19 protein-coding genes are annotated in these 23,858 nt (G+C 74.2%); all 19 read left to right on the top strand.

Annotation, left to right across the window (positions count from 1 at the left end):
• Positions 1-270 precede the first annotated feature (270 nt).
• Entirely contained in the window at positions 271-1,203 is a 933-nt protein-coding gene (locus ACFHW0_RS02695) for an ABC transporter ATP-binding protein (protein WP_416605206.1), read from the top strand.
• Between the two features lie 307 nt (positions 1,204-1,510).
• Positions 1,511-2,047, top strand: coding sequence for a hypothetical protein (locus tag ACFHW0_RS02690; protein ID WP_416605205.1), 537 nt, complete (start codon positions 1,511-1,513; stop codon positions 2,045-2,047).
• 104 nt (positions 2,048-2,151) lie between these two features.
• Positions 2,152-2,952 carry an ABC transporter permease gene (locus ACFHW0_RS02685; protein ID WP_416605253.1) on the top strand — a complete coding sequence of 267 codons (801 nt, stop codon included), beginning with the start codon at positions 2,152-2,154 and terminating at the stop codon, positions 2,950-2,952.
• Between the two features lie 10 nt (positions 2,953-2,962).
• Positions 2,963-3,772: an ABC transporter permease gene (locus ACFHW0_RS02680; protein WP_416605204.1), complete on the top strand. Its 810-nt coding sequence runs from the start codon at positions 2,963-2,965 to the stop codon at positions 3,770-3,772.
• A 63-nt stretch (positions 3,773-3,835) separates the two neighbouring features.
• Positions 3,836-4,954 (top strand): YihY/virulence factor BrkB family protein, encoded by a 1,119-nt coding sequence (locus tag ACFHW0_RS02675; protein WP_416605203.1) that lies wholly within the window; start codon positions 3,836-3,838, stop codon positions 4,952-4,954.
• 331 nt (positions 4,955-5,285) lie between these two features.
• Complete coding sequence (locus ACFHW0_RS02670) at positions 5,286-6,464, top strand: ROK family protein (protein WP_416605202.1); 1,179 nt, start codon at positions 5,286-5,288, stop codon at positions 6,462-6,464.
• 175 nt (positions 6,465-6,639) lie between these two features.
• Positions 6,640-8,151, top strand: a complete 1,512-nt coding sequence (locus ACFHW0_RS02665) for a sugar ABC transporter ATP-binding protein (RefSeq protein ID WP_416605252.1) — start codon at positions 6,640-6,642, stop codon at positions 8,149-8,151.
• Positions 8,148-9,269 carry an ABC transporter permease gene (locus ACFHW0_RS02660; protein WP_416605200.1) on the top strand — a complete coding sequence of 374 codons (1,122 nt, stop codon included), beginning with the start codon at positions 8,148-8,150 and terminating at the stop codon, positions 9,267-9,269. The genes ACFHW0_RS02665 and ACFHW0_RS02660 overlap by 4 nt, the downstream gene beginning before the upstream one ends.
• Before the next feature lie 121 nt (positions 9,270-9,390).
• Positions 9,391-10,446: a substrate-binding domain-containing protein gene (locus ACFHW0_RS02655; RefSeq protein ID WP_416605198.1), complete on the top strand. Its 1,056-nt coding sequence runs from the start codon at positions 9,391-9,393 to the stop codon at positions 10,444-10,446.
• A gap of 53 nt (positions 10,447-10,499) precedes the next feature.
• Positions 10,500-11,705, top strand: a complete 1,206-nt coding sequence (locus ACFHW0_RS02650) for a Gfo/Idh/MocA family protein (protein WP_416605251.1) — start codon at positions 10,500-10,502, stop codon at positions 11,703-11,705.
• 485 nt (positions 11,706-12,190) lie between these two features.
• The gene (locus tag ACFHW0_RS02645) at positions 12,191-13,351 is read left to right on the top strand and encodes an inositol-3-phosphate synthase (protein WP_416605196.1); all 1,161 of its coding nucleotides are present in this window, start codon (positions 12,191-12,193) and stop codon (positions 13,349-13,351) included.
• Positions 13,335-14,279 (top strand): SCO3242 family prenyltransferase, encoded by a 945-nt coding sequence (locus ACFHW0_RS02640; RefSeq protein WP_416605194.1) that lies wholly within the window; start codon positions 13,335-13,337, stop codon positions 14,277-14,279. The genes ACFHW0_RS02645 and ACFHW0_RS02640 overlap by 17 nt, the downstream gene beginning before the upstream one ends.
• On the top strand, positions 14,276-15,214 hold the full coding sequence (locus tag ACFHW0_RS02635; RefSeq protein WP_416605192.1) for a sugar phosphate isomerase/epimerase family protein: 939 nt from the start codon (positions 14,276-14,278) through the stop codon (positions 15,212-15,214). The genes ACFHW0_RS02640 and ACFHW0_RS02635 overlap by 4 nt, the downstream gene beginning before the upstream one ends.
• Before the next feature lie 35 nt (positions 15,215-15,249).
• Positions 15,250-15,852 (top strand): EboA domain-containing protein, encoded by a 603-nt coding sequence (locus tag ACFHW0_RS02630; RefSeq protein WP_416605190.1) that lies wholly within the window; start codon positions 15,250-15,252, stop codon positions 15,850-15,852.
• Complete coding sequence (locus tag ACFHW0_RS02625; protein ID WP_416605189.1) at positions 15,852-16,715, top strand: TatD family hydrolase; 864 nt, start codon at positions 15,852-15,854, stop codon at positions 16,713-16,715. Before ACFHW0_RS02630 ends, ACFHW0_RS02625 begins: the two co-directional genes overlap by 1 nt.
• Entirely contained in the window at positions 16,715-17,941 is a 1,227-nt protein-coding gene (gene eboE, locus ACFHW0_RS02620) for a metabolite traffic protein EboE (protein WP_416605188.1), read from the top strand. The genes ACFHW0_RS02625 and eboE overlap by 1 nt, the downstream gene beginning before the upstream one ends.
• A gap of 64 nt (positions 17,942-18,005) precedes the next feature.
• Positions 18,006-19,523: an alkaline phosphatase family protein gene (locus tag ACFHW0_RS02615; RefSeq protein ID WP_416605187.1), complete on the top strand. Its 1,518-nt coding sequence runs from the start codon at positions 18,006-18,008 to the stop codon at positions 19,521-19,523.
• On the top strand, positions 19,520-20,587 hold the full coding sequence (locus tag ACFHW0_RS02610; RefSeq protein WP_416605186.1) for a polyprenyl synthetase family protein: 1,068 nt from the start codon (positions 19,520-19,522) through the stop codon (positions 20,585-20,587). Before ACFHW0_RS02615 ends, ACFHW0_RS02610 begins: the two co-directional genes overlap by 4 nt.
• 387 nt (positions 20,588-20,974) lie before the next feature.
• On the top strand, positions 20,975-23,839 hold the full coding sequence (locus ACFHW0_RS02605) for a PQQ-dependent sugar dehydrogenase (RefSeq protein WP_416605184.1): 2,865 nt from the start codon (positions 20,975-20,977) through the stop codon (positions 23,837-23,839).
• The last annotated feature ends 19 nt before the right edge of the window (positions 23,840-23,858 follow it).

Raw genomic sequence — 23,858 nt, 5'->3', positions numbered from 1 at the left:
GCGGACCGTATCCGATGCGTCCACTCTGGTCCGGTAGCGGCGCGTTTCCGGCTCACCCCCGCGCGGTGGTCGCCGCGCCGTCGGTATCGCACGAAGCCGTCACACAGCGTAGTTTTCGTCGCTCTCCGTTGCCGGAAGGGTCCTGACCAGGGCGCCTGCACCCCTACCGTCCGGCCCCCACTCCTGCCGTCGGGCCCACCCCTACCGCCCGGCGACGGCCCCGGCCGCGATCCGGCCGGAGGTGTCGGCAGCGGAGGTTATCGTCGGGCGGTGACCACGGCTCCACCACTCATCCAGGCGCGGGCGCTGGTGAAGCGGTTCGGCGACTTCACCGCCGTCGACGGCATCGACGTCGAGGTGCGTGCCGGCGAGGCGTTCGGCTTCCTCGGGCCCAACGGCGCCGGCAAGTCCTCCACCATGCGGATGGTCGGCTGCACCTCCCCGCCCAGCGGCGGCGAGCTGCGCATCCTCGGCATGGATCCGGTCCGCGACGGGCCGGCGATCCGGGCCCGCCTCGGCGTCTGCCCCCAGCTCGACAACCTGGATCCCGAGCTGACCGTCCAGGAGAACCTCACCACCTACGCGCGCTACTTCGGCATCTCCCGCCGGGTGGCCCGGGCGCGGGCCGCCGAGCTGCTCGACTTCGTCCAGCTCACCGAGCGGGCCGGCAGCAGGGTCGAGCCGCTCTCCGGCGGCATGAAGCGGCGGCTGACCATCGCCCGGGCACTGGTCAACGAGCCCGAGATCGTCCTGCTCGACGAGCCGACGACCGGTCTCGACCCGCAGGCCCGGCACCTGGTGTGGGAGCGGCTGTTCCGGCTCAAGCAGCAGGGCGTCACGCTGGTCCTCACCACCCACTACATGGACGAGGCGGAGCAGCTCTGCGACCGCCTGGTGGTGATGGACGGCGGGCGGATCGTCGCCGAGGGCTCGCCCCGTGCGCTGATCGACCGGCACTCCACCCGGGAGGTGGTGGAGCTGCGGTTCGCCGCCGAGTCGCAGGAGGCGTTCGCCGGCAAACTCGACGGGCTGGGGGAGCGGGTCGAGGTGCTGCCCGACCGGATCCTGCTCTACGTGCCCGACGGCGACGCGGCCGTCACCGAGGTCGCCGAGCGGGGGCTGCACCCCGCCAACGTGCTGGTCCGGCGCAGCAGCCTGGAGGACGTCTTCCTCCACCTCACCGGCCGCACCCTGGTCGACTGACGGGCGGGACGGCCGGCTCCGCGCCGGACACCGCCGTCCAACCGACCGGACCGGCGGCGGTCCCCGCCGTCAGCGCCATCCGTGCCGCCCGCGCGGTCCGTGTCGCCCGCGCCGTGCGCGCGGTCCGTGTCGCCCGCGCCGTGCGCGCGGTCCGTGTCGCCCGCGCCGTGCGCGCCGCCCGCGCCGACCGCGGCCGGTGTGCCGCCGGGAGGCGGGTCGTGGCCGGCGGGTGCGGCGGTGCCGGTCGTTACGTAGCATCGGCGGGCCGGCGGCACGTCTCCCGCCCGGCGACGCACACGGGGGTGTCATGTCGAGGTTGGAGTTCCAGTCCCGCCGCCAGGCCGGGCTCGCCGCGCTCTACCTGGGCGTCTTCGCGACGATCTGGTTCAGCGTGCCGGCCGCCGAGCAGCCGCTGCGCGCCCTGCTGGTGGTCGCGAGCGGCGCGGCCCTGGTCACGGCGGTGGTCGGCGCCGTCGTCGTGGCCCGCAGCCGGGGCGCCGTCGCCCACGACCGCGCCGCCGACCGTCGCTACCTCCTGATCGTCCTCGCCGAGGTCGCCGCCGCCGGGCTCGGCGCCGTCGTGCTGGCCCTCGTCGGGTGGTCGGAGTACATCCCGGTGCTGGTCTGCGCCGTGGTGGGACTGCACTTCTTCCCCCTCGTGCCGGTGCTGCGCGACCCGCTGCTGCGACCGCTCGGGGCGGCGATGTGCGTCGTCGCCCTGGCCGGGCTGGTCACCGCGCTCGCCACGGCGGTGCCGGCGGGGCTCGTCGTCGGCACGGGGGCCGGGCTGCTGCTGCTCGGCTACGCGGTGCTGGCGCTGCTCCGTACGGCCCGGCAACGCTGACGGACGACGGCGCCGGTTCGCCGTAGGGTGGCTACGGCCTGTCGTACCCGCGAGGTAGGAAGGTCGTGGTGGGCGCGGAGCCAGACGGGGGTGGTCGCGTGAGCGTGGCGCGGTCGGCGCGGGAACGGGCGCGTCCGGCGCTGCCGCGGGTGCCGGCGCTCGCGGTGCTGGCGCACCATCTCGTCGGCTACCGGCGCACCTGGCGGGCGGGGCTCTTCTCGTCGTTCCTGCTGCCGGTGCTGACCGTGGTCGGGTTCGGGTTCGGCGTCGGCTCCTACATCGACCAGGGCATCGGCGGCGTGTCCTACCTGGACTGGATCGTGCCCGGCCTGATCGCGTCGACGGCGTTGCAGACGGCCGTCAGCGAGTCGACGTGGCCGGTGTTCGGCAACTTCCAGTGGGTCAAGACCTACTTCGCGCAGAGCGCGGCGCCGCTGCGGGTGGGCGACATCCTCGGCGGGCACCTGGCCTTCGTGGTGTTCCGGGTGGTCACCACCGTCGCGGCGTTCCTGCTGGTGACGGCCCTGTTCGGGGCGCTGCGGTCGCCGTGGGCACTCGCCGCGCTGCCGGTGACGGCACTGCTCGGGCTGGCCGTCGCCGCGCCGACCTTCGCGTACGCGTCGGTGGTCTCGGTCGACAGTTGGCTGGCGATGCTGCTCCGCTTCGCGGTGATCCCGATGACGCTCTTCGCCGGCGTGTTCTTCCCCGTCGAGTCGCTGCCCCTGGCGCTGCGCTGGCTGGCGTACGCGACCCCGCTCTGGCACGGCGTCGACCTGTGCCGGGCGGCGTCGCTCGGCGTCGCCCCGCAGTGGTCGGTCGCCGGCCACCTGCTCTACCTCGCGGCCTGGGCGGTCGGCGGCTGGCTGCTGGCCCGTCGCGCGTTCCGTCGCCGGCTGGTCGTCTAGGAGGGTCGCAGTGGTCGGTCTCGTCCTGCCCCGGCTGGTCGCCGTCTCCGCCGCGTCCCGCCGGTCGGTCTCCGTGGCCGAGCGCAACGTCGCGGCCCTGAAGGCCGTCTACTGGCTGCTGCTCGTCTCCGGTTTCGTGGAGCCGCTGCTCTACCTGCTCTCCATCGGTGTCGGGGTCGGCACGCTGGTCGGCGACCTCACGCTCGCCGGCGGCGGGGTCGTCAGCTACGCGGCGTTCGTCGCGCCGGCCATGCTCGCGTCGTCGGCGATGTCCGGCGCGCTGTCGGAGACGACCTTCAACTTCTTCGGGAAGATGAAGCAGATGAAGCTGTACGACGGGGTGATCGCCACCCCCGTGCAGCCGTTCGAGATCGCGGTGGGCGAGCTGCTCTGGGCGATGCTGCGCGGCAGCGCCTACTCGGCCGCCTTCCTGGTGGTGATGGTGGCGATGGAGCTGACCACCGCGGTGCGGGCACTGGTCGCCTTCCCGGCGGCCGTGCTGGTCGGCTTCGCCTTCGGCGCGCTGGGGATGGCGATCACCACCTTCATGCGCAGCTGGCACGACTTCGATCTGATGTCGGCGGCCCAGTTCACCCTCTTCCTCTTCTCCGGCACGTTCGTCCCCGCCGAGTCCTACCCGGCCGCGCTGCGCTGGGCGGTGGAGGTGACCCCGCTCTACCGCGCGGTGCACCTCATCCGTGGCGTCTCGGTGGGAGCGGCCGGCTGGGAATGGGTGCTCGACGTGCTCTACCTGCTCGCGGCGATGGTCCTGGGGCTGCTGGTCGCCTCGCGCCGGATGGGCAGGTTGCTCTACGGCTAGGGGTTAACGGTGGCCGCTGCCTGGGCATGTCGAGGAGACTGACGCCGACCACGAGGAGGGGCGATGGCCTCCGACGAGTCCTCCACCCGCAGCGGGCGCGACCGCGACGATTCCGGGGCGGTGCCCGCCGGCCGGGTGGGCGACCGCCGGACGGGCCGCGCGGACCGGCGATCCGACCCCGTTCGTGCCGAGCGGCACCGCCCGGGTCGCGGCCCGGTCGGGCCCGACGAGGGGCCCGACAGCCCGGCCGAGCTGCCGGGCGCCGGCTGGAAGGCCGCGCTGCGCCGCACGGTGCGGGAGTTCCAGGACGACAGCCTGACCGACTGGGCGGCGGCCCTGACGTACTACGGGGTGCTCTCCATCTTCCCCGGCCTGCTGGTGCTGGTCTCGATCCTCGGCCTGCTCGGCCCGGGCGCCACGCAGGGCGTCAAGGACACCGTCAACCAGGCGGTCCCGCAGGGGGAGATCCGGCAGATCGTCGAGGGGGCGATCGACCAGGCGCAGCAGAGCGGCGGGTTCGCCGGCTTTGCCGCCATCCTCGGTCTGCTGGCCGCGTTCTGGTCGGCGTCGGGTTACATCGCCGCGTTCATGCGGGCCTCCAACACCATCTACGACGTGCCGGAGGGGCGCCCGATCTGGAAGACGCTGCCGATCCGCGTCGGGGTGACCGCGGTGGTCGGCGTGATGCTGCTGGCCAGCGCGGTGATCGTGGTCTTCACCGGCGGCCTCGCCGAGCAGGTCGGGGAGGCGATCGGGCTGGGCTCCACTGCGGTGACGGTGTGGAACATCGCCAAGTGGCCGGTGCTGCTGCTCCTGGTGAGCCTGATGTTCGCGATCCTCTACTGGGCGTCGCCGAACGCCCGGCACGGCGGCTTCCGCTGGGTCAGCCCGGGCGGCGTACTGGCCGTGGTCATCTGGTTGGTGATCTCGGGCCTGTTCGCGCTCTACGTCAGCAACTTCGGCTCGTACAACAAGACGTACGGGGCGCTCGCCGGTGTGATCATCTTCCTGATCTGGCTGTGGCTGAGCAACATCGCGATCCTCCTCGGCGCGGAGTTCGACGCCGAGCTGGAGCGCAGCCGCGCCATCGAGGCGGGCCACTCCCCGGACGAGGAGCCGTACGTCGAGCTGCGCGACGACCGCAAGCTCAAGAAGAAGCGCAACGCCGCCAACCGGCGCTGAGCCCCATCTCCGCCCGCCGTTCCGCCGCCCCGCCACCCGCCAGGGTGGCGGGGCGGCTCCGGTCCTTTCCGGCTCCCTCGCGATCCCGCACCGTCGACCGCCCTTTCGTCCTGATCTGCGGTCTCTGCCCCGGTCGCAATGTCCGAGGTCGCGTTGGTCTGCGTCGGGCGGCGAGCTTTTCCTGATCCGCCAAAGGCTTTTGTTCGAACGGACGAAAGTTCGCGTCAGATCGGCCGAAGCTCTGGACACGTGACACGGAACACTCCTACTGTGTCGGCACGACATCTCGGCATCACGTCGATGTGAACGAGCCCGCGAAGAGGTGAGTCCGGTGCGGACGGTCGACCCCCTGCACGTACGGCTGCTGCGGCTGCTCCGTGACGAGGGGGCGGTGTCCCGGGCCGAGCTGGGCGACCGGTTGCAGATGCCCCGCCCCCGACTGCTGGCGGAGCTGGAACGGCTCGTCACCCTCGGCTACGTCGCCGAGGCGGGGCTGGCCGCCTCCCGGGGCGGTCGCCGCTCCACCCTCGTCGAGCTGAGCCCGCGCCTGCGCTTCGCCGCCGTCGACCTCGGCGCCAGCTCCATCGACGTCGAGGTGGTCAACGGCCGGCTGGAGCCGGTCGCCGCGTACGCCGAGGCGGCCGACATCCGCACCGGCCCGAAGGTGATCCTCCAGCGGGTCAACGAGTTGCTGCACAAGGCCCGGGTGGACGGTGCCTACGACCGGCTCGACGCCGTCGGCATCGGGGTGCCCGGCCCGGTCAGCTTCCGCGACGGCGTGCCGGTCTCCCCGCCGATCATGCCGGGGTGGGACCGGTTCCCGGTGCGCGAACTGCTCACCCGCGAGCACGGCTGCCCGGCGGTGGTCGACAACGACGTCAACATCATGGCGATCGGGGAGCGGCACGGCGGGGTCGCCCACTCCGTGGACGACTTCCTCTTCGTGAAGATCGGCACCGGAATAGGGTGCGGGATCTACCTCAGCGGCGAGGTCTACCGGGGCACCGACGGTTGCGCCGGCGACATCGGCCACATCCAGGTCGACGCGCACGGCCCGATGTGCTCCTGCGGCAACGTCGGCTGCCTGGAGGCGCTGTTCAGCGGGGCCGCGCTGGCCAAGGACGCGACCGCCGCCGCGCGCAGCGGGGTGTCGCCCGCGCTGGCCGAACGGCTCGCCGCGCGCGGCGCGGTGACCGCGCTGGACGTCGCCGGGGGCGCCGTCGAGGGGGACGTGACCTGCATCCAGTTGATCCGCGACGGGGGTCGGCGGGTGGGTGGGGTCCTGGCCGGGTTGGTCAGCTTCACCAATCCGTCGATGATCGTGATCGGCGGCGGGCTCGCCCAGCTCGGGCACATCCTCCTCGCCGAGATCCGCAGCGTCGTCTACCGCCGGTCGCTGCCGCTGGCCACCGGCAACCTTCCCGTCGTCCTCTCCGAACTCGGCCCGCGCGCCGGTGTGGCCGGCGCGGCCGTGCTCGCCAGCGACGTCGCCTTCGGGGAGGCATCGTGAGCGCGAGGAGTGAGCCGGGTTTGCGAGCCCCGCAGTCGCGAACGGAGACGGCATCGTGAGCGAGCGCGAGGAGGAGACCGTGGCCCGATCCGAGGAGCCGGCCGCCGGGCCGGCGGATGCCGTCCCCGCCGGCGCCCCGCTGGTCGAGGCGCCCGCCGACGCCGTCGCGGGCGAGGTGGTGCTGCGCCTCACCGACGTGGTCAAGACCTTCCCGGGCGTACGGGCCCTGGACGGGGTGCAGTTGGAGGTGCGTGCCGGCGAGGTGCACTGCCTGCTCGGGCAGAACGGCGCCGGCAAGTCCACCCTGATCAAGGTGCTCGCCGGGGTGCACCGGCCCGACTCGGGGCGGGTCGAGTGGCGGGGCGAACCGGTCGCCTTCGCCAACCCGCAGGCCGCCATGCGCGCCGGCATCGCCACCATCTACCAGGAACTCGACCTGGTCGAGGACCTCTCGGTCGGCGAGAACGCCTTCCTCGGCCACGAGCCGCGCCGGCTCGGCTTCGTGCGGCGGGGCGCCATGGCCCGGCACACCCGGCAGATCCTCGGGCGGCTCGGCCACGCCGAGATCCCGCCCGGACGGATGGTGCGCGCGCTGCCCGCCGCCGGCAAGCAGATCGTCAGCATGGCCCGCGCGCTCTCCCACGAGGCGCGGCTGATCATCATGGACGAGCCGAGCGCCGTACTGGCCCACGACGAGGTCGGCAACCTCTTCCGGATCATCCGGGAGCTGACGGCGCAGGGCATCGCCGTCATCTACATCTCGCACCGGCTGGAGGAGATCCGCGAGATCGGCGACCGGGTCACCGTACTCAAGGACGGCCGGACCACGGCGGCGAACCTGCCGGCCCGCGACACCCCGACCCGAGACCTGGTCAGCCGGATGACCGGCCGCACCATCGAGTACGTCTTCCCGGACCGCCCGGCCGACGCGGCCGACGGCGCGGAGCTGCTCACGGTCGAGGGGCTGACCCGGGCCGGCGAGTTCGCCGACGTCTCGCTCAGGGTCCGGGCCGGCGAGATCGTCGGCATCGCCGGACTGGTCGGCTCGGGCCGTTCCGAGCTGCTGGAGACCATCTACGGCGCGCGTCGTGCCGAGGCCGGCTCGGTGCGGATGGCCGGTCGGGCGCTGCGCCCCGGCAGCGTCGGCGCGGCGGTGCGGGCCGGCATGGGGATGGCCCCCGAGGAGCGCAAGAGCCAGGCGCTGCTGCTGGGCGAGCCGATCTACCGCAACGTGACCCTGGCGACCTTCGCCCGCTACGCCCGCGCCGGGTTCACCGACGCCGGGCGGGAACGGGCCGAGGCGGACCGGATCGCCGAGAGCCTGGAGCTGCGTCCCCGCGACGTACGCCGGCCGGTGCGCACCCTCTCCGGCGGCAACCAGCAGAAGGTGGTGGTCGGCCGCTGGCTGCTCGGCGACACCCGGCTGCTGCTGCTCGACGAGCCGACCCGGGGCGTCGACGTCGGCGCCCGGGCGGAGCTCTACCAGGTGATCCGGGGGCTGGCCGCGCGCGGCGTCGGGGTGCTGCTGGTCTCCAGCGAGGTCCCGGAGGTGCTCGGCCTGGCCGACCGGGTGCTGGTGATGCGGGAGGGGCGGGTCGTCCGCGAGGCCCCGGCCGGCGAACTCGACGAGAACACCGTGCTCGACCTCGTCATGGCGGGGTCCCTGATGGAAGGCGCACCGGCATGACCGAGGGTCCTACTCCCACCGTGGCGCCCCAGCGGGCGGCGCAACTGCCGGCGCAGTCGCCGCCGGTGGACCCGGCGCAGACCGCGGCGGCCGTCGACAAGGTCGCGGCACCGGGCCGGATCTCCTGGTGGCGGGGGGACGGCGGCGAGGGCGTCCGCCGCAACCTCGGCCTGATCGGGGTGCTGGCCGTGCTCGTCGTGATCGGCGCCCTCACCCGCTCCGACCTCTACTCCAACCCCGACTGGGTGTGGGACAACGTCCTGAGCATCCTCAAGCTGGCGGCCGTGGTCGGCGTGGTCACCGTCGGCATGACCTTCGTGATCATCGGCGGCGGCATCGACCTCTCCGTCGGCGCGATCGTGGCGCTGGCCGGCGTCTGGTGCACCACGGTGGCCACCCAGAGCTACGGCGCCGGCGGCATGATCTTCAGCGCGCTCACCGTCGGGCTGGCGGTCGGGCTGGTCAACGGGCTGCTCATCTCGTACGGCCGGCTGGTGCCGTTCATCGCCACCCTCGCCATGCTGGTGGCGGCCCGGGGGCTGGCCGCCGAGATCTCCGACAAGCAGACCCAGGTGTCGGACAACGGCTTCATCAACGGCCTCGCCAGCAACAGCCTGCTGGGCATCCCGCTGCTGGTCTACATCCTCGCCGCCGTGGTCGCCGCCGGCTGGGTGCTGCTCAACCGCACCACCTTCGGTCGGCGTACGGTCGCCGTCGGCGGCAACCCGGAGGCGGCCCGGCTCGCCGGGATCAACGTCCGGCGGCACACCGTGCTGCTCTACGCGCTCTCCGGCCTCTGTTGCGGGATCGCCGCCATCATGCTCACCGCCCAGGCGAACTCGGCGCAGGCGGCGATGGCGAACCTCTACGAGCTGGACGCGATCGCCGCCGCGATCATCGGCGGCACGCTGCTCAGCGGCGGGCGGGGCACCATCATCGGTTCCCTGCTCGGGGTGGTCATCTTCGCCACCATCACCAACCTCTTCGCCATCAACGGCCTCTCCACGGAGGCCCAGAACATGGTCAAGGGCGGCATCATCGTGGCCGCCGTCCTGGTCCAGCAGGTCCAGTTCCGCAGCCTCACCCAGTTCCTGGGCCGCAACCGGCTCACCACCTGATCCGCACCGCACCGACCGTGCGGCATCCGGGCCACCCGAGTGACGGTGGCCGGGCCCCGCACGCTCTTTCCCGTCCCGCACCGCGAGATTTCCTCCACCACCGTCAACCCAGGAGGTCGTCATGACCCAGCACAGTCGCGACATGTCGCGCCGCCGGCTGCTCTTCGGCGGGGCCGCCGTCGGCGCCGGCGTGCTGCTCGCCGGCTGCACCAGCAACGAAGCCCAGCCGACCGAGGCGCAGACCAAGGCGGCGGCCGCCCCGGGCGGCAACAGCGAGCCCGGCAAGCGGGTCGTCATCGGCTTCTCCGCCCCGGCCGCGGACCACGGCTGGATCGCCGCCATCACCAACAACGCCAAGGCGCAGGCCGGGGCGTACTCCGACGTGGAGTTCAAGTCGGTCGAGGCCGGCGCGGACGCGGCGGCCCAGCGGGCGGCGCTGTCCACGCTGATCTCGCAGAAGCCCGACGTGATCGTGCTGCTGCCGCACGACGGCAAGGAGCTCAACGCGTTCGGCCTGGAGGCGATGAAGGCCGGCGTCCCGGTGGTCAACCTGGACCGGGCCTTCCCCGACGCGCGGGCCTACCGGCTCCAGATCAAGGGCGACAACTACGGCATGGGCGTGGCCGCCGCCACCTACATGATCGAGCAGTTCAAGGCCAAGGGCATCAGCAACCCGGTGATCGGCGAGATCGCCGGCATGGACGAGCTGGAGCTGACCCAGGAACGGTCGAAGGGCTTCGTCGACACCTTGACGGCGAGCGGCTTCAAGGTCGCCAACCGCCGGGCGGCCCGGTTCACGGCCGACTCCGGGCAGCAGGAGGCGGCGCAGCTGCTCCAGGCCCTGCCGAAGATCGACGCGCTCTGGAACCACGACGACGACCAGGGCATCGGCGTACTGGCCGCGGTCAGCCAGAGCGGCCGCAAGGAGTTCTTCATGGTCGGCGGCGCCGGCTCGAAGAAGGCGATGGAGGACATCCAGGCCGACAACACGGTGCTCAAGGCGACGGTGACCTACAGCCCCTCGATGGCCTCCTCGGCCGTCTCCCTGGCCCGCCTGATCGGCCAGGGCAAGGGCATGTCCGACCTGGTGGAACTCCAGGTGCCCAAGGAGATCATCCTCGCCTCCGAGACGATCACCAAGGAGAACGCGGGCAACTACCTCAAGCTCGGGTTCTGATACACGGGGGGAGACCCACCTTGTCCACGACAGACAGAGAACTGCGGGTCGGCATGGTCGGCTACGCGTTCATGGGCGCCGCGCACTCGCAGGCGTGGCGCACCGTGAACCGGGTGTTCGACCTGCCGGCGCGGGCCCGGATGTCGCTGATCTGCGGCCGGGACGCCGGGAAGGTGGCCGACGCCGCCGACCGGCTCGGCTGGGACGCGTCCACGACCGACTGGCGCGAGCTGATCGCCCGGGACGACATCGACGTGGTCGACGTCTGCACGCCGGGCGACAGCCACGCCGAGATCGCTCTCGCCGCGCTGGCCGCCGGCAAGCACGTGCTGTGCGAGAAGCCGCTGGCCAACACGGTCTCCGAGGCCCGGGCGATGGCCGCCGCGGCGGTCACCGCGCAGGCCGCCGGGGTGCGGTCGATGTGCGGGTTCAACTACCGACGGGTGCCCGCGGTCGCGATGATGCGCCAGCTCGTCGCCGACGGGCGGCTCGGGGTGATCCGGCACGTCCGGGCGACGTACCTGCAGGACTGGATCGTGGACCCGCAGTTCCCCCTGGTCTGGCGGTTGCAGCGGGACAGGGCCGGCTCCGGCGCGCTCGGCGACATCGGGGCGCACATCATCGACCTGACCCAGTACGTCACCGGCCGGCGCATCACCGGGGTCAGCGCGGTCACCGAGACGTTCGTCAGGGAACGGCCGCTGCCGGCCGGGTCGAGCGGGCTGGTGGCGACGGTGGACGGGGCGGCGGTCGACGGCCTCGGTGCCGACGGCCACCGCCCGGCCACCGGGGCGGTCACCGTCGACGACGCGGCGGTCTTCGTGGCCCGGCTCGACGGCGGCGTGCTGGCGACGTACGAGGCGAGCCGGTTCGCCACCGGACGCAAGAACGCCCTCCGGGTGGAGATCAACGGCTCGCTGGGCACGGTGGCCTTCGACCTGGAGCGCCTCAACGAGCTGGAGTTCTACGACGCGACGCGGCCCGCCGCCGAGCAGGGGTTCAGCCGCATCCTGGTGACCGAGGGGGAGCACCCGTACATGTCCGCCTGGTGGCCGCCCGGCCACCTCATCGGCTACGAGCACTCCTTCACCCACCAGATGCGGGACTTCGTCGAGGCCGTCGCCACCGGCGTCGATCCGGCCCCGTCCTTCGTCGACGGGTTGCAGGTCCAGCTCGTGCTGGACGCGGTGACCCGGTCGGCGGAGCTCGGCTCCTCGTGGACCGAGGTGGAGCCGGCCCTGGCCACGGTCGCCGCCTGAGCCGACTCCGGCGCCGACCGGCGAGGGACCGGCCGCGGTTGCGCCCCGCGGCCGGGACGAGGTCGGCACCGGAGGGCGTGCGGCCGGGCCGGCGTGGCCCGGTGACGCACGAGCAGAACGGTCGTCCGGTGCGGCCGGACCGGGATTCCCCGGTCGCACCGGAGGACCGTCACCACCCGGCGACCCCGCCGGGCGTGTCACCCCACGACGTCCGGTCGGCGCGTGCCGTCGTCCCGACCGGCGGATGCGGGGGAGGCAGGGACGAGACGCCGACCGGCCCTGCCTGCCAGCCCCGTCCGTCCGTGCCCGCGCCGGGAACCGGGCCGGGGTCGTCGCCGCCGACGTCGACACCGGACCGGTGGGCACCTCCCGGGGCGGGCCGGCGGACGGGGCCCATCCGCATAGATCCGTATCTTTCTGAACAAACTTCTGATATCTATGTAACTCAATGCACGGCTGGTTCCTCCTGATCGGGAAGGAGCACCATGCGTACGGGTGTCTGGCTGGTGGGAGCGCGCGGCTCGGTCGCGACCACCAGCATCGTGGGGGCGCTCGCCCTGCGGTCCGGGCTCACCGGCCCGACCGGCTGCGTCACCGAGCTGCCCGACCTGCGGGGCCCCGCCCTGCCGGCCTTCACCGACCTGGTCTTCGGCGGGCACGACGTCGTGACCACCCCGCTGGCGAAGCGGGCCGAGGCGCTGGCCGCCGCCGGCGTGCTGCCCGGTCGGCTGGTCGCCGCCCTCCCCGACGAGCTGGCCACCGTCGAACGCGAGCTGCGCCCGGCCCCTGCCGCCGGCACCCAGGCGGACCGGGCCGCCGCGACCGTACGCGACCTCACCGACTTCCGCCGCCGGCACGGGCTGGACCGGGTGGTGGTGGTCAACGTCTCGGCCACCGAACCCGCCGCCCGCCCGCACCCGGGGCACGCCGACCCGGACGCGCTGCGGGCCGCGCTCGCCGGTGGCGACGAGGTGCTGCCGCCCAGCTCCCTCTACGCGTACGCGGCGGTGCGGGCGGGCTGCCCGTACGTCGACTTCACCCCGTCCACCGGGCTGCGGCTGCCGGCCCTGGTGGCGCTGGCAGCCGAGGGCGGGATCCCGTACGCCGGGCACGACGGCAAGACGGGGGAGACCCTGGTCAAGTCCGTGCTCGCGCCGATGTTCGCGATGCGGCACCTGGCGGTGCGCTCCTGGTCCGGGATCAACCTGCTCGGCGGCGGCGACGGCGCCACCCTCACGGACCCGGCGGCCAACGCGGCCAAGGCGGAGAGCAAGCAGCGGGTGCTCGGCGAGACCCTCGGCCACCTGCCGCAGGGCGGCACCCGGATCGAGTACGTCGAGGCGCTGGGCGACTTCAAGACCGCCTGGGACCTGATCACGTTCGACGGGTTCCTCGGTACGGGGATGCGGATGGAGTTCACCTGGCACGGCTGCGACTCCGCCCTGGCCGCGCCCCTCGTGCTCGACCTGGCCCGACTCACCGCCGCCGCGCACGCCGCCGGCCACGCCGGCCCCCTGACCGACCTCGCCTTCTTCTTCAAGGACCCGTTCGGCACGCCCACCCACTCGCTGGCCGACCAGTGGACCCGGCTGTGCGGCTTCGCCCAGCGGCTGCACGCGGGAGGCGCCGATGCCGCGCGTCGCTGACCTCGCCGAACTGGTCCGGGCGCCGGCCGCGCTGTCGGTGCCCGGGGACGTCGTCGCCGGGGCGGCGGCCGCCGGCACGCTCGGGCGGCGTACGCCCGCGCTGGCCGCCGCGTCCGTCCTGCTCTACTGGGCGGGGATGGCCGCCAACGACTGGGCCGACCGCCGGCTCGACGCCGTCGAACGCCCCGAGCGGCCCATCCCCAGCGGCCGGGTGGCCCCGGGGGCCGCGCTCGGCCTCGCCGCCGGCCTCACCGCCGCCGGGGTCGCGCTGGCCACCGCCGCCGGGGGCCGGCGCGCCGCGACGGTCGCCGTCGGCCTCGCCGCCGCCGTCTGGGGGTACGACCTGGCGGCGAAGGACACGCCCGCCGGGCCGGCCGTGATGGCCGCCTGCCGAGGGCTGGACGTGCTGCTCGGTGCGACGGGCGGACGGGCGCTGCGGGCGGTGCCGGCGGCGGTCACCGTGGCCGCGCACACGTGGACGGTCACCGCGCTCTCCCGCCGGGAGGTCACCGGCGCCGACGCCGCGCTGCCGCTGCGCACCCTCGCCGGAACCGCCCTGGTCGCCGCGAGCGCCGCCGTCCGGCCGCGCCCCGACCGGGCCCGGCCGGGCCGCCGCCCCCGGGCCGCGACCCGCGCCACGCCCACCGGCGTGCCCGATCGCGCCCCGCGGCCCGAGCCCGGCGTCGCCGCCGCGCTGCCGGCGCTGCTGGCCGGCTGGTACGCGGTCCGCTACGGCGCGGCCCAGGCCCGGGCGGCGGCCGACCCCTGCGCCGGCCGGGTGCGGGCGGCGGTGGGAGCCGGGATCACCGGGCTGCCCGCGTTGCAGGGCGCCCTCGCCGCACGCGCCGGAGCCGGGCTGCTGGGGCTGGCGGTGGCGGCGGCCGCGCCGCTCGGCGGCCGGCTGGCCCGGAAGGTCTCCCCGACGTGACCGCCCACCGGGGCGGGGCGGCGGCCGGCGCGGGCGACCGGGGCGGCGACGGCCCGCGCTTCGGCTACGGGACCAACGGGTTCGCCAACCACCGGCTGACCGACGCGCTCGCCGTCGTCGCCGACCTGGGCTACCAGGGCGTGGCGCTCACCCTGGACCACGACCACCTCGACCCGTTCGCGCCCGCGCTGGCCCGCCGGGTGGCCGCGGTCGCCCGCCGGCTCGCGGCGCTCGACCTCGCCGTGGTCGTCGAGACCGGCGCCCGCTACCTGCTCGACCCGTGGCACAAGCACGCCCCGACGCTGCTGCACGACGACCCGGCGCGGCGCGTCGAGTTCCTGCGCCGGGCCGTGCGGATCGGCGCCGACCTGGGTGCGGAGGCCGTCTCTTTCTGGGCGGGCGTCCGACCGGAGAACGTCGAACCGGCGACCGCCTGGGACCGGCTGGTCGCCGGCTGCGCCACGGTCCTCGACGCCGCCGAGACGGTCGGGACGACCCTCGGCTTCGAGCCGGAGCCGGGCATGCTGGTCGAGGACATCGCCGGCTGGCGCCGGCTGCGCGGCGCGCTCGGCGATCCGGCCCGCTTCGGCATCACCCTCGACATCGGTCACTGCCGCTGCCTGGAGCCGCGGCCGGTCCCCGAGTGCGTACGCGAGGTGGCCGCGCACCTGGTCAACGTGCAGATCGACGACATGCGCCGGGGCGTGCACGAGCACCTGGAGTTCGGCACCGGCGAGATCGACTTCCCGCCCGTGCTGCGCGCCCTGGGCGACGCCGGCTACCGGGGACTGGTCGCCGTGGAGCTGCCCCGCCACTCGCACGCCGCCCCCGCCGTCGCGGCCCGCTCGCTCGATTTCCTGCGCGCCGCCGCGAAGGAGGCGGCGCGACCGGGACCGGGTGCCGACGGGAAGGAGGCGGCGCGACCGGAACGGTGACGGGGCCACGTCGGCAGCACGAGAGAGGAGACGGGATGACACCGGATTCACTGCGGGCCGCGCTGCGGGGCGTACCCGATCCCGACTGGCTCGACGCGGCGCTGCGGCGGGTGGCGGCCGAACCGGCGGCCATCGACCGGTTCTTCCCGGCCGCCGGGCGGCACTGCGGCCGGGCACCGCTGGCCGGGGCACCCGGCTGGAGCGCCGACGAGGCGGCCCGGGCCCTGCTGCTGACCGCGCTGCCGGGCGACCACGCCGCGCACGTCCAGGCCCGCTACCGGCAGGGCGACGCCGCCGAGAAGCGGGCCGTGCTCAAGGCCCTGCCGCTGCTGCCGATCGGTGCGGCCGGGGCGCCGCTGCTGCACGACGCGATCCGCACCAACGACGCCCGGCTGCTGGCCGCCGCCCTCGGCCCGTACGCCCGGCACCTCGACCCGGCCGCCTGGCGGCAGGCGGTGCTCAAGTGCGTGTTCACCGGCGTGCCGCTGGCCGTGGTGCACGACCTCGACGCCCGCGCCGACGGCGAACTCGCCGCGATGCTCGCGGGGCTGGCCGCCGAGCGGCAGGCCGCCGGGCGGGCCATGCCGGCGGACGCGACCGACCTGCTCGCCCGGCTGCGCGAAATCCAGGAGGCCTGATGCGCATCTTCGACCCGCACATCCACATGACCTCGCGGACCACGGACGACTACGAGCGGATGGCCGCCGTCGGCGTACGCGCCGTGGTGGAGCCGGCGTTCTGGCTCGGCCAGCCCCGCACCAGCCCCGCCTCCTTCGCCGACTACTTCGACTCCCTGGTCGGCTGGGAGCCGTTCCGGGCCGGGCAGTTCGGGATCCGCCACCACGCCACGGTGGCGCTGAACCCGAAGGAGGCCAACGACCCGCGCTGCCGCCCGGTGCTCGACCTGCTGCCGCGCTACCTCGACAAGGACGCCGTGGTGGCGGTCGGCGAGATCGGCTACGACTCGATGACGCCGGAGGAGGACGAGGCGTTCGCCGCCCAGCTCGCCCTGGCCGTGGCCCACGACCTGCCGGCCCTGGTGCACACCCCGCACCGGGACAAGGCCCGGGGCGTCGAACGCAGCCTCGCCGTGGTCGCCGAGTCCGGGGTCGAGCCGGGCCGGGTGGTGCTCGACCACCTCAACGAGGTGACGGTGGGGCTGGTCCGGGACACCGGCTGCTGGCTGGGCTTCTCCATCTACCCCGACACCAAGATGTCCCCGCCGCGCATGGTCGAGCTGCTGCGGGCGTACGGGACCGAGCGGGTGCTGGTCAACTCGGCGGCCGACTGGGGGCGCTCGGACCCGCTGCTCACCCGGGCCACCGGGGAGGCGATGCTGCTGGCCGGCTTCACCGACGACGACGTGGACCGGGTGCTGTGGCGCAACCCGGTCGAGTTCTACGGCCAGTCCGGGCGGCTCGACCTGACGGACCTGGAGCACGCCGCCGACGCGACGACCGGCACCTGGGCCGGCAACTCGATCCTGCGCGGCGGCAGCTGATGCGGCTGCGGCACGCCGGCGGCGACACCGTCCACCTCGGCTACTGCACCAACGTGCACCCCGCCGAGGACCTCGCCGGCATCCTCCGCCAGCTGGACACCTACGCCGTGCCCGTACGCGAGGCGCTCGGCGCCGACCTGCTCGGCCTCGGGCTGTGGCTGGCCGCCCCGGTCGCCGCCGCGCTGGCCGCCGACCCGGCCGCCCGACGCCGGCTGCGCGCCGAGCTGACCGTACGGGGGCTGGAGGTGGTCACCCTCAACGGCTTCCCGTACGCGGCCTTCCAGGCACCCGTGGTCAAGGGCGACGTCTACCACCCGGACTGGACCACGCCGGCGCGGCTCGCGTACACCCTGGACCTTGCCCGGGTGCTCGCCGACCTGCTGCCCGACGACGCGGCCCGGGGCTCCGTCTCCACCCTGCCGCTGGCCTGGCGGCGGCCCTGGGACGCCACCCGGGGCGACGCCGCCCGCCGCCGGCTCGACCGGCTCGCGGCCGGTCTCGCGGCCGTCGAGCGGGAGACCGGCCGGCCGGTGCGGGTCGGCTTCGAGCCGGAGCCGGGCTGCGTGGTGGAGAGCAGCGGCCAGGCGGTCGCGGCCCTGTCCGGCCTGGACCCCGACCGGCTCGGCGTCTGCCTGGACCTCGCTCACCTCGCCTGCGCCTGGGAGGAGCCGGCCGACGCGCTGCGCCGGCTGCGCGCGGCCGGCCTGCCGGTGGTGAAGGTGCAGGTCTCGGCCGCCATCGAGGCGCCCGCCGAGGCGACGGCGGCGCTGCGCCGCTGGGTGGAGCCGCGCTTCCTGCACCAGACCCGCGCCGCCGGCTGCGCGGGCGCGGCGGACCCGGCCGACCCCGTCCACGCCGCCGACGATCTCGACGCCGCCCTGGACGCGCGGCTGCCCGGGCCGTGGCGGGTGCACTACCACGTGCCGCTGCACGCCCCGCCGGAGCCGCCGCTGGGCTCCACCCTGCCGGTGCTGCGCGCCGCGCTGGCCGCGCTCTACGCCGGGCCCGAGGCGGGCTGCGACCACCTCGACGTCGAGACGTACACCTGGGGGGTGCTGCCGGCCGCGCGGCGCCCGCGCACCGACGCGGAGCTGGCCGCCGGCATCGCCGCGGAGCTGTCCTTCGCCCGCGCCGAGCTGGTCGCCCTGGGCCTGACGCCAACCGATCACCGGGACCGCGCCGGGGTGTCTCCCGGCGAGGCCGGACGCAGCGGGGTGATGGCATGAGCGAGCGTCAGCGACACAGGGCCGGGGTGGCTCAGGGTGGCGCCGAGCGGAGCGAGGTGACGACATGAGCCGGCGGCTGGTGGTGCTGGACGTGGTCGGGCTGACCCCGCGCCTGCTGGCGCACATGCCCCGGCTGCGCGCGGTCGCCGACGCCGGCTTCCGCGCCGAGCTGGGCACCGTGCTGCCCGCGCTGACCTGCCCGGTGCAGTCGACGTTCCTCACCGGGGCGCTCCCGACCGGGCACGGGATCGTCGGCAACGGGTGGTACTTCCGGGACCTCGGCGAGGTGCTGCTCTGGCGGCAGCACCACGCCCTGGTCGGCGGGGAGAAGCTGTGGCAGGCCGCCCGCCGGGCGCAGCCGGGCTTCACGGTCGCCAACGTCTGCTGGTGGTACGCCATGGGCGCCGACGTGGACTGGACGGTCACCCCGCGCCCCGTCTACCGCGCGGACGGGCGCAAGGAGCCGGACTGCTACACCGACCCGCCGGAGCTGCACGACGACCTCACCGACCGGCTCGGCACCTTCCCGCTGTTCAGCTACTGGGGGCCGGGGGCCGGGCTGGCGTCGTCAACCTGGATCTGCCGGGCCGCCGAGCGGATCCTCGCCGAGCAGTCCCCGGACCTGACCCTGGTCTACGTCCCGCACCTCGACTACGACCTGCAACGCCACGGCCCCTCGTCGCCCCGGGCCGCCGCGGCGGCGGCCGAACTGGACGGGGTGCTCGGGCCGCTGCTGGACGCCGCCCGCGCCCGCGACGCCACCGTGGTGGTGCTCTCCGAGTACGGCATCACCGACGTCTCCCGGCCGGTCGACGTCAACCGGCTGCTGCGCGCCGAGGGGCTGCTGCGGGTGCACACCCAGGCCGGCATGGAGTACCTCGACCCGTGGACGTCGCGGGCCTTCGCGGTGGCCGACCATCAGGTGGCGCACGTCTACGTCCGCGATCCGGCCGACGTGCCGGCGGTGGCGGCGCTCTGCGCCGGGCTGCCCGGGGTGGCCGAGGTGCTCGACGCCGACGGCCGGGCCGCGTACGGGCTGGACCACCCGCGCGCCGGGGAGCTGGTCCTCGTCGCCGAGCCGGACGCCTGGTTCACCTACTACTACTGGCTCGACGACGACCGCGCGCCCGACTTCGCCCGGCTGGTGGAGATCCACCGGAAGCCGGGGTACGACCCCGCCGAGCTGTTCTTCGACCCGGCCGCGCCGGGTGCGGCGAAGCGGCGGGCCGCCGTGGCGCTGGCCCGCAAGAAGCTCGGGATGCGCTACCTGATGAGCGTGGTGGGGCTGGACGCCGGCGCCCGGGCGGTGCGCGGGTCGCACGGCCGGCTTCCGGCCGACCCGGCCGACGGGCCGGTGCTGCTCTGCTCCGACCCGTCCGCCGCCCGGGACCGGGTCGCCGCGACCGAGGTCAAGGCACTCCTGCTGGAGCTGACGGGGCTGGCACCGCCGCCGGCCCCCGACACCGTCGTGCCGCCGGCCGCCGACGCGGTCGTCCCGCCGGCCGCCGACGCGGTTCCGCCGCCGCGTCGCGCCGCGCCGTCGACTCCGACGTCGGCGGGGCGGCCCGGGGAGGCGCCGTGACCGCCGTCGTCGCCCCGACCGACACGAGCGGGCTGCGGGACCGGTTCGACGCCGCGCTCGCCGCCTTCCTCGACCGGCAGGGCCGGGACTGGCCGGACGGGGCGCCCCGGGGCGTCTTCACCGCGCTACACCGGTTCGTGCTGGCCGGCGGCAAGCGGCTGCGCCCGCTCTTCTGCTACTGGGGATGGCGGGGCGCGGGCGGCGTCGACGGCGCCCCGATCGTGGTGGCCGCCGCCGCGTTGGAGCTGTTCCACGCGTTCGCGCTGATCCACGACGACATCCTGGACGGCAGCGACCGCCGGCGGGGCGGGCCGTCGGTGCACCGGCTCTTCGCCGACCTGCACGCCCGCTCGTCCTGGCGCGGCGACCCCGAGGCGTACGGGCGCAACACCGCCCTGCTCTGCGGCGACCTCTGCGCCGCCTGGTCCGACCAGATGTTCCACGAGTGCGGCCTGGACGCGGGCCGGGTGCACCGGGGGTACGCGGTCTACGCGCTGATGCGCACCGAGGTGATCGCGGGGGAGTACCTGGACCTCGTCTCCGGGGTCGGCGACGGGTCGGTGGCCAGCGCGCTGACCGTCGTCCGGATGAAGGCGGCCCGCTACACGGTCACCCGGCCGTTGCAGATCGGGGCGACGCTGGCCGGGGCCGGACCGGAGCTGGTCGCCGCGCTGGCCGAGTTCGGCGACCCGCTCGGCGACGCGTTCCAGCTACGCGACGACGTGCTGGGGGTCTTCGGCGACCCGACGGTCACCGGGAAGTCGGTCCTGGACGACCTGCGGGAGGGCAAGCCGACGGTGATGATGGCGCTGGCCCGTGGCGCCGCCGACCGGGCGCAGGCCGCGCGGCTGCGGGAGCTGTTCGGCAACCCGGCGCTCGACGGCGACGGTGCCGCCGAGCTGCGGAAGATCATCGAGGGCACCGGGGCCCGTGAGCGGATCGAGGGGATGATCCGCGTACGCGCGGAGGCCGCCCTGGCGGCCCTGGGGTCCACCCCGGTGACCGCCGAGGCCCGGGCCGCCCTGACGGCCCTCGCCGCCCAGGCCGTCGACCGTCCCCGCTGAACGGCCACCGCCCCGTCCGCTGCCGGAGCCGACGAGGTCACCCGCCGCTCCTCGACGGCGAGGTTCAGCGGTCGAGCGGGGCGTTCCAGGCCGGCGACTTTTGACGAGATCGACGAAAGTTGGTGCCGAATCGGCGGAAGGTATAGACACATCGATGTCTGCCATTTAATGTCGGGCCATCACGAATCTGTTTCGTCGAGGTGAACCGGCGGCGCGGGAACCCATCGACTGGTGACCTCCGATCGATGGGGTCCACTCCATCCCTCGCAGGTCGCGGCCGGCCGGGCACGGCACCCCGGCGGGCCGACCGCATCCCCCGCTACGGCATCCGGCGCGACGGCGCGCGCCCGCCCTGGCAGTCACTCGTCAGGAAGGGACGGCACACCCATGTCCACCCAGGACGCCCCCACCCAACGGCTCCGACGGCGGTTCTCCGCCGGCTCGGCGCTGCTGCTGGTCGCCACCGCCGGCTCGGTCGCCCTCGGCGCCGGCCCGGCCACGCTGGGCGGCCCCACCCCGGCCCAGGCCCACCCCATCGTCGGCACCGATTTCCAGCAGGTCACCCTCGCCAAGGGCGTCGCCGAGGTGGGCGAGCCCATGACGATCGCGGTGCTGCCGGACCGGTCGGTCCTGCACACCGCCCGCAACGGCACCGTCCGGCGTACGGACTCCGCCGGCACCACCTCCGTGATCGGCACACTGCCGGTCTACACCCACGACGAGGAGGGGTTGCAGGGCGTCGGGGCCGACCCGAACTTCGCCAGCAACCGGCACATCTACCTCTACTACGCGCCGCCGCTGTCCACCCCGGCCGGCGACGCGCCGGCGACCGGCAGCGACTTCTCGGCCTGGCAGGGCGTCAACCGCCTCTCCCGGTTCACCCTCAACGCCGACTTCACGATCAACACCGCCAGCAAGGTCGACATCCTCGACGTGCCCGCCGACCGGGGCATGTGCTGCCACGTCGGCGGCGACATCGACTTCGACGCCGCCGGCAACCTCTACCTCTCCACCGGCGACGACACCAACCCGTTCGACTCGGCCGGGTACGCGCCCATCGACGAGCGCACCAACCGCAACCCCGCGTACGACGCGCAGCGCAGCGCGGCCAACACCAACGACCTGCGCGGCAAGATCCTGCGGATCAAGGTGAACGCCAACGGCACGTACTCGATCCCGGCGGGCAACATGTTCGTCGACTCGGACGCGAGGACCCGTCCCGAGATCTACGCGATGGGCTTCCGCAACCCGTTCCGAATGAGCGTCGACCGGGCCACCGGCATCGTCTACGTGGGCGACTACGGCCCGGACGCCGGCACCACCAGCGCCCGGGGGCCGAGCGGCCAGGTGGAGTTCAACCGGGTCACCGGGCCCGGCAACTACGGCTGGCCGTACTGCACCGGCACCAACACCGCCACCGAGACGTACGCCGAGTGGGACTTCGCCGCCGGGACCGGCGGGGCGAAGTACAACTGCACCGGCGGGCCCACCAACAACTCCTTCCGCAACACCGGCCTGCCCACCCTGCCCGGGGCGAAGCCGGCCTGGATCCGGTACGCCGGCGACGCCGGCACCCCGCCCGAGTTCGGCGGCGGCTCCGAGTCGCCGATGGGCGGCCCCGTCTACCGGTACAACGCCGCGCTGAACTCCACCACCAAGTTCCCGCAGTCCTTCGACGGGCAGTTCTTCGCCGGCGAACTCGGCCGGGGCTGGGTCAAGCCGATCCACCTCAACGCCGACGGCAGCCCGGGAACCATCGACACGTTCCCGTGGAACGGCAAGCAGATCATGGACATGGCGTTCGGGCCCGAGGGCGCGCTCTACATCCTCGACTACGGCACCGGGTACTTCAACGGCGACGCCAACTCGGCGCTCTACCGCTACGACTACATCGCCGGCGGCAACCGGGCGCCGACCGCCGTCGCCGCGGCCGACAAGACCTCCGGCGCGGCCCCGCTGACCGTGAACTTCTCCTCGGCCGGCTCCAGCGACCCCGACGGCGGGGCGCTCACGTACTCCTGGGCGTTCGGCGACGGCACCACCTCGACGGCGGCCAACCCCAGCAAGACGTACACCGCCAACGGCACCTACCAGGTCACGCTGACCGTACGCGACCCGCAGGGCGCCACCGGCACGGCGAACGTGCAGATCGGCGTCGGCAACACCGCCCCCACGGTCACCATCAACAGCCCGGCCAACGGCAAGCTGTTCAGCTACGGCGACACCGTGCCGTTCAGCATCACCGTGACCGACCCCGAGGACGCCGCCATCGACTGCACCAAGGTCAAGATGACGTACGTGCTGGGCCACGACAACCACGGCCACCAGATCACCTCGAAGAACGGCTGCTCGGGCTCGATCACCATCCCCGTGGACGGTGAACACGACGACGCGGCGAACATCTTCGCCATCTTCGACGCCGAGTACACCGACGCGGGCGGGCTGACCACGCACAAGCAGCACACCCTCCAGCCGCGCAAGCGCCAGGCGGAGCACTTCAAGACCTCCTCCGGCGTCGGCACCTTCGACAAGGGCACCGCCGAGGGCGGCAGGACCGTCGGCGACATCAACAACGGCGACTGGATCGCGTTCGAGCCGTACCGGATCGACAACGCGACCTCGTTCAGCGCCCGGGTCTCCTCGGCCGGCGCCGGCGGCACCCTCCAGGTGCGGGTCGGCTCGCCCACGGGCACCGTGCTCGGCTCCGCGACCGTCCCGGTCACCGGCGCCTGGGACACGTTCACCACGGTCAGCGGCAGCATCTCCGGGGCGCCGGCCAGCACCGGCACGCTCTACCTCACGTTCGCCGGCACGGGCACCGGCGCGCTCTACGACGTGGACACGTTCGCCTTCACCACCGGCTCGGCGGTCCGCACCGGCCCGGTCGTCGGGCTCGGCGGCAAGTGCCTGGACGTACGCAACGCGGCCACCGCCGACGGCACCCAGATCCAGATCTACGGCTGCAACGGCTCCGCCGCGCAGACGTGGACGGTGACGCCGAACTCGACCGTGCAGGCGCTGGGCAAGTGCCTGGACATCTCCGGCGGCGCCTCGGCCGACGGGACGAAGATCCAGCTGTACGGCTGCAACGGCACCGGCGCGCAGAACTGGTCGGCGCAGGCGGACGGCACCCTGAAGAACCCGCAGACCGGCAAGTGCCTGGACGTCTCGGGCAACAACCCGGCCGACGGTCAGGCCGTGCACCTGTGGACGTGCCACACCGGCGCCAACCAGAAGTGGACCCTGCCCTGAGCTGAGGCGGGGAGGGGCG

It is taken from the genome of Micromonospora sp. LOL_025 (assembly GCF_048060285.1).
Lineage (GTDB): Bacteria > Actinomycetota > Actinomycetes > Mycobacteriales > Micromonosporaceae > Micromonospora.
This window is presented reverse-complemented; position numbering and strand designations above follow the sequence as displayed.

Bases quoted from the DNA above. Each gene is read 5' to 3' on its own strand.
- ACFHW0_RS02645 (WP_416605196.1), top strand. From the start codon at position 12,191: ATGCGTACGGGTGTCTGGCTGGTGGGAGCGCGCGGCTCGGTCGCGACC.
- ACFHW0_RS02650 (WP_416605251.1), top strand. From the start codon at position 10,500: ATGGTCGGCTACGCGTTCATGGGCGCCGCGCACTCGCAGGCGTGGCGC.
- ACFHW0_RS02605 (WP_416605184.1), top strand. From the start codon at position 20,975: ATGTCCACCCAGGACGCCCCCACCCAACGGCTCCGACGGCGGTTCTCC.
- eboE (WP_416605188.1), top strand. From the start codon at position 16,715: ATGCGGCTGCGGCACGCCGGCGGCGACACCGTCCACCTCGGCTACTGC.
- ACFHW0_RS02625 (WP_416605189.1), top strand. From the start codon at position 15,852: ATGCGCATCTTCGACCCGCACATCCACATGACCTCGCGGACCACGGAC.
- ACFHW0_RS02655 (WP_416605198.1), top strand. From the start codon at position 9,391: ATGACCCAGCACAGTCGCGACATGTCGCGCCGCCGGCTGCTCTTCGGC.
- ACFHW0_RS02630 (WP_416605190.1), top strand. From the start codon at position 15,250: ATGACACCGGATTCACTGCGGGCCGCGCTGCGGGGCGTACCCGATCCC.
- ACFHW0_RS02690 (WP_416605205.1), top strand. From the start codon at position 1,511: ATGTCGAGGTTGGAGTTCCAGTCCCGCCGCCAGGCCGGGCTCGCCGCG.
- ACFHW0_RS02660 (WP_416605200.1), top strand. From the start codon at position 8,148: ATGACCGAGGGTCCTACTCCCACCGTGGCGCCCCAGCGGGCGGCGCAA.
- ACFHW0_RS02675 (WP_416605203.1), top strand. From the start codon at position 3,836: ATGGCCTCCGACGAGTCCTCCACCCGCAGCGGGCGCGACCGCGACGAT.
- ACFHW0_RS02640 (WP_416605194.1), top strand. From the start codon at position 13,335: ATGCCGCGCGTCGCTGACCTCGCCGAACTGGTCCGGGCGCCGGCCGCG.
- ACFHW0_RS02615 (WP_416605187.1), top strand. From the start codon at position 18,006: ATGAGCCGGCGGCTGGTGGTGCTGGACGTGGTCGGGCTGACCCCGCGC.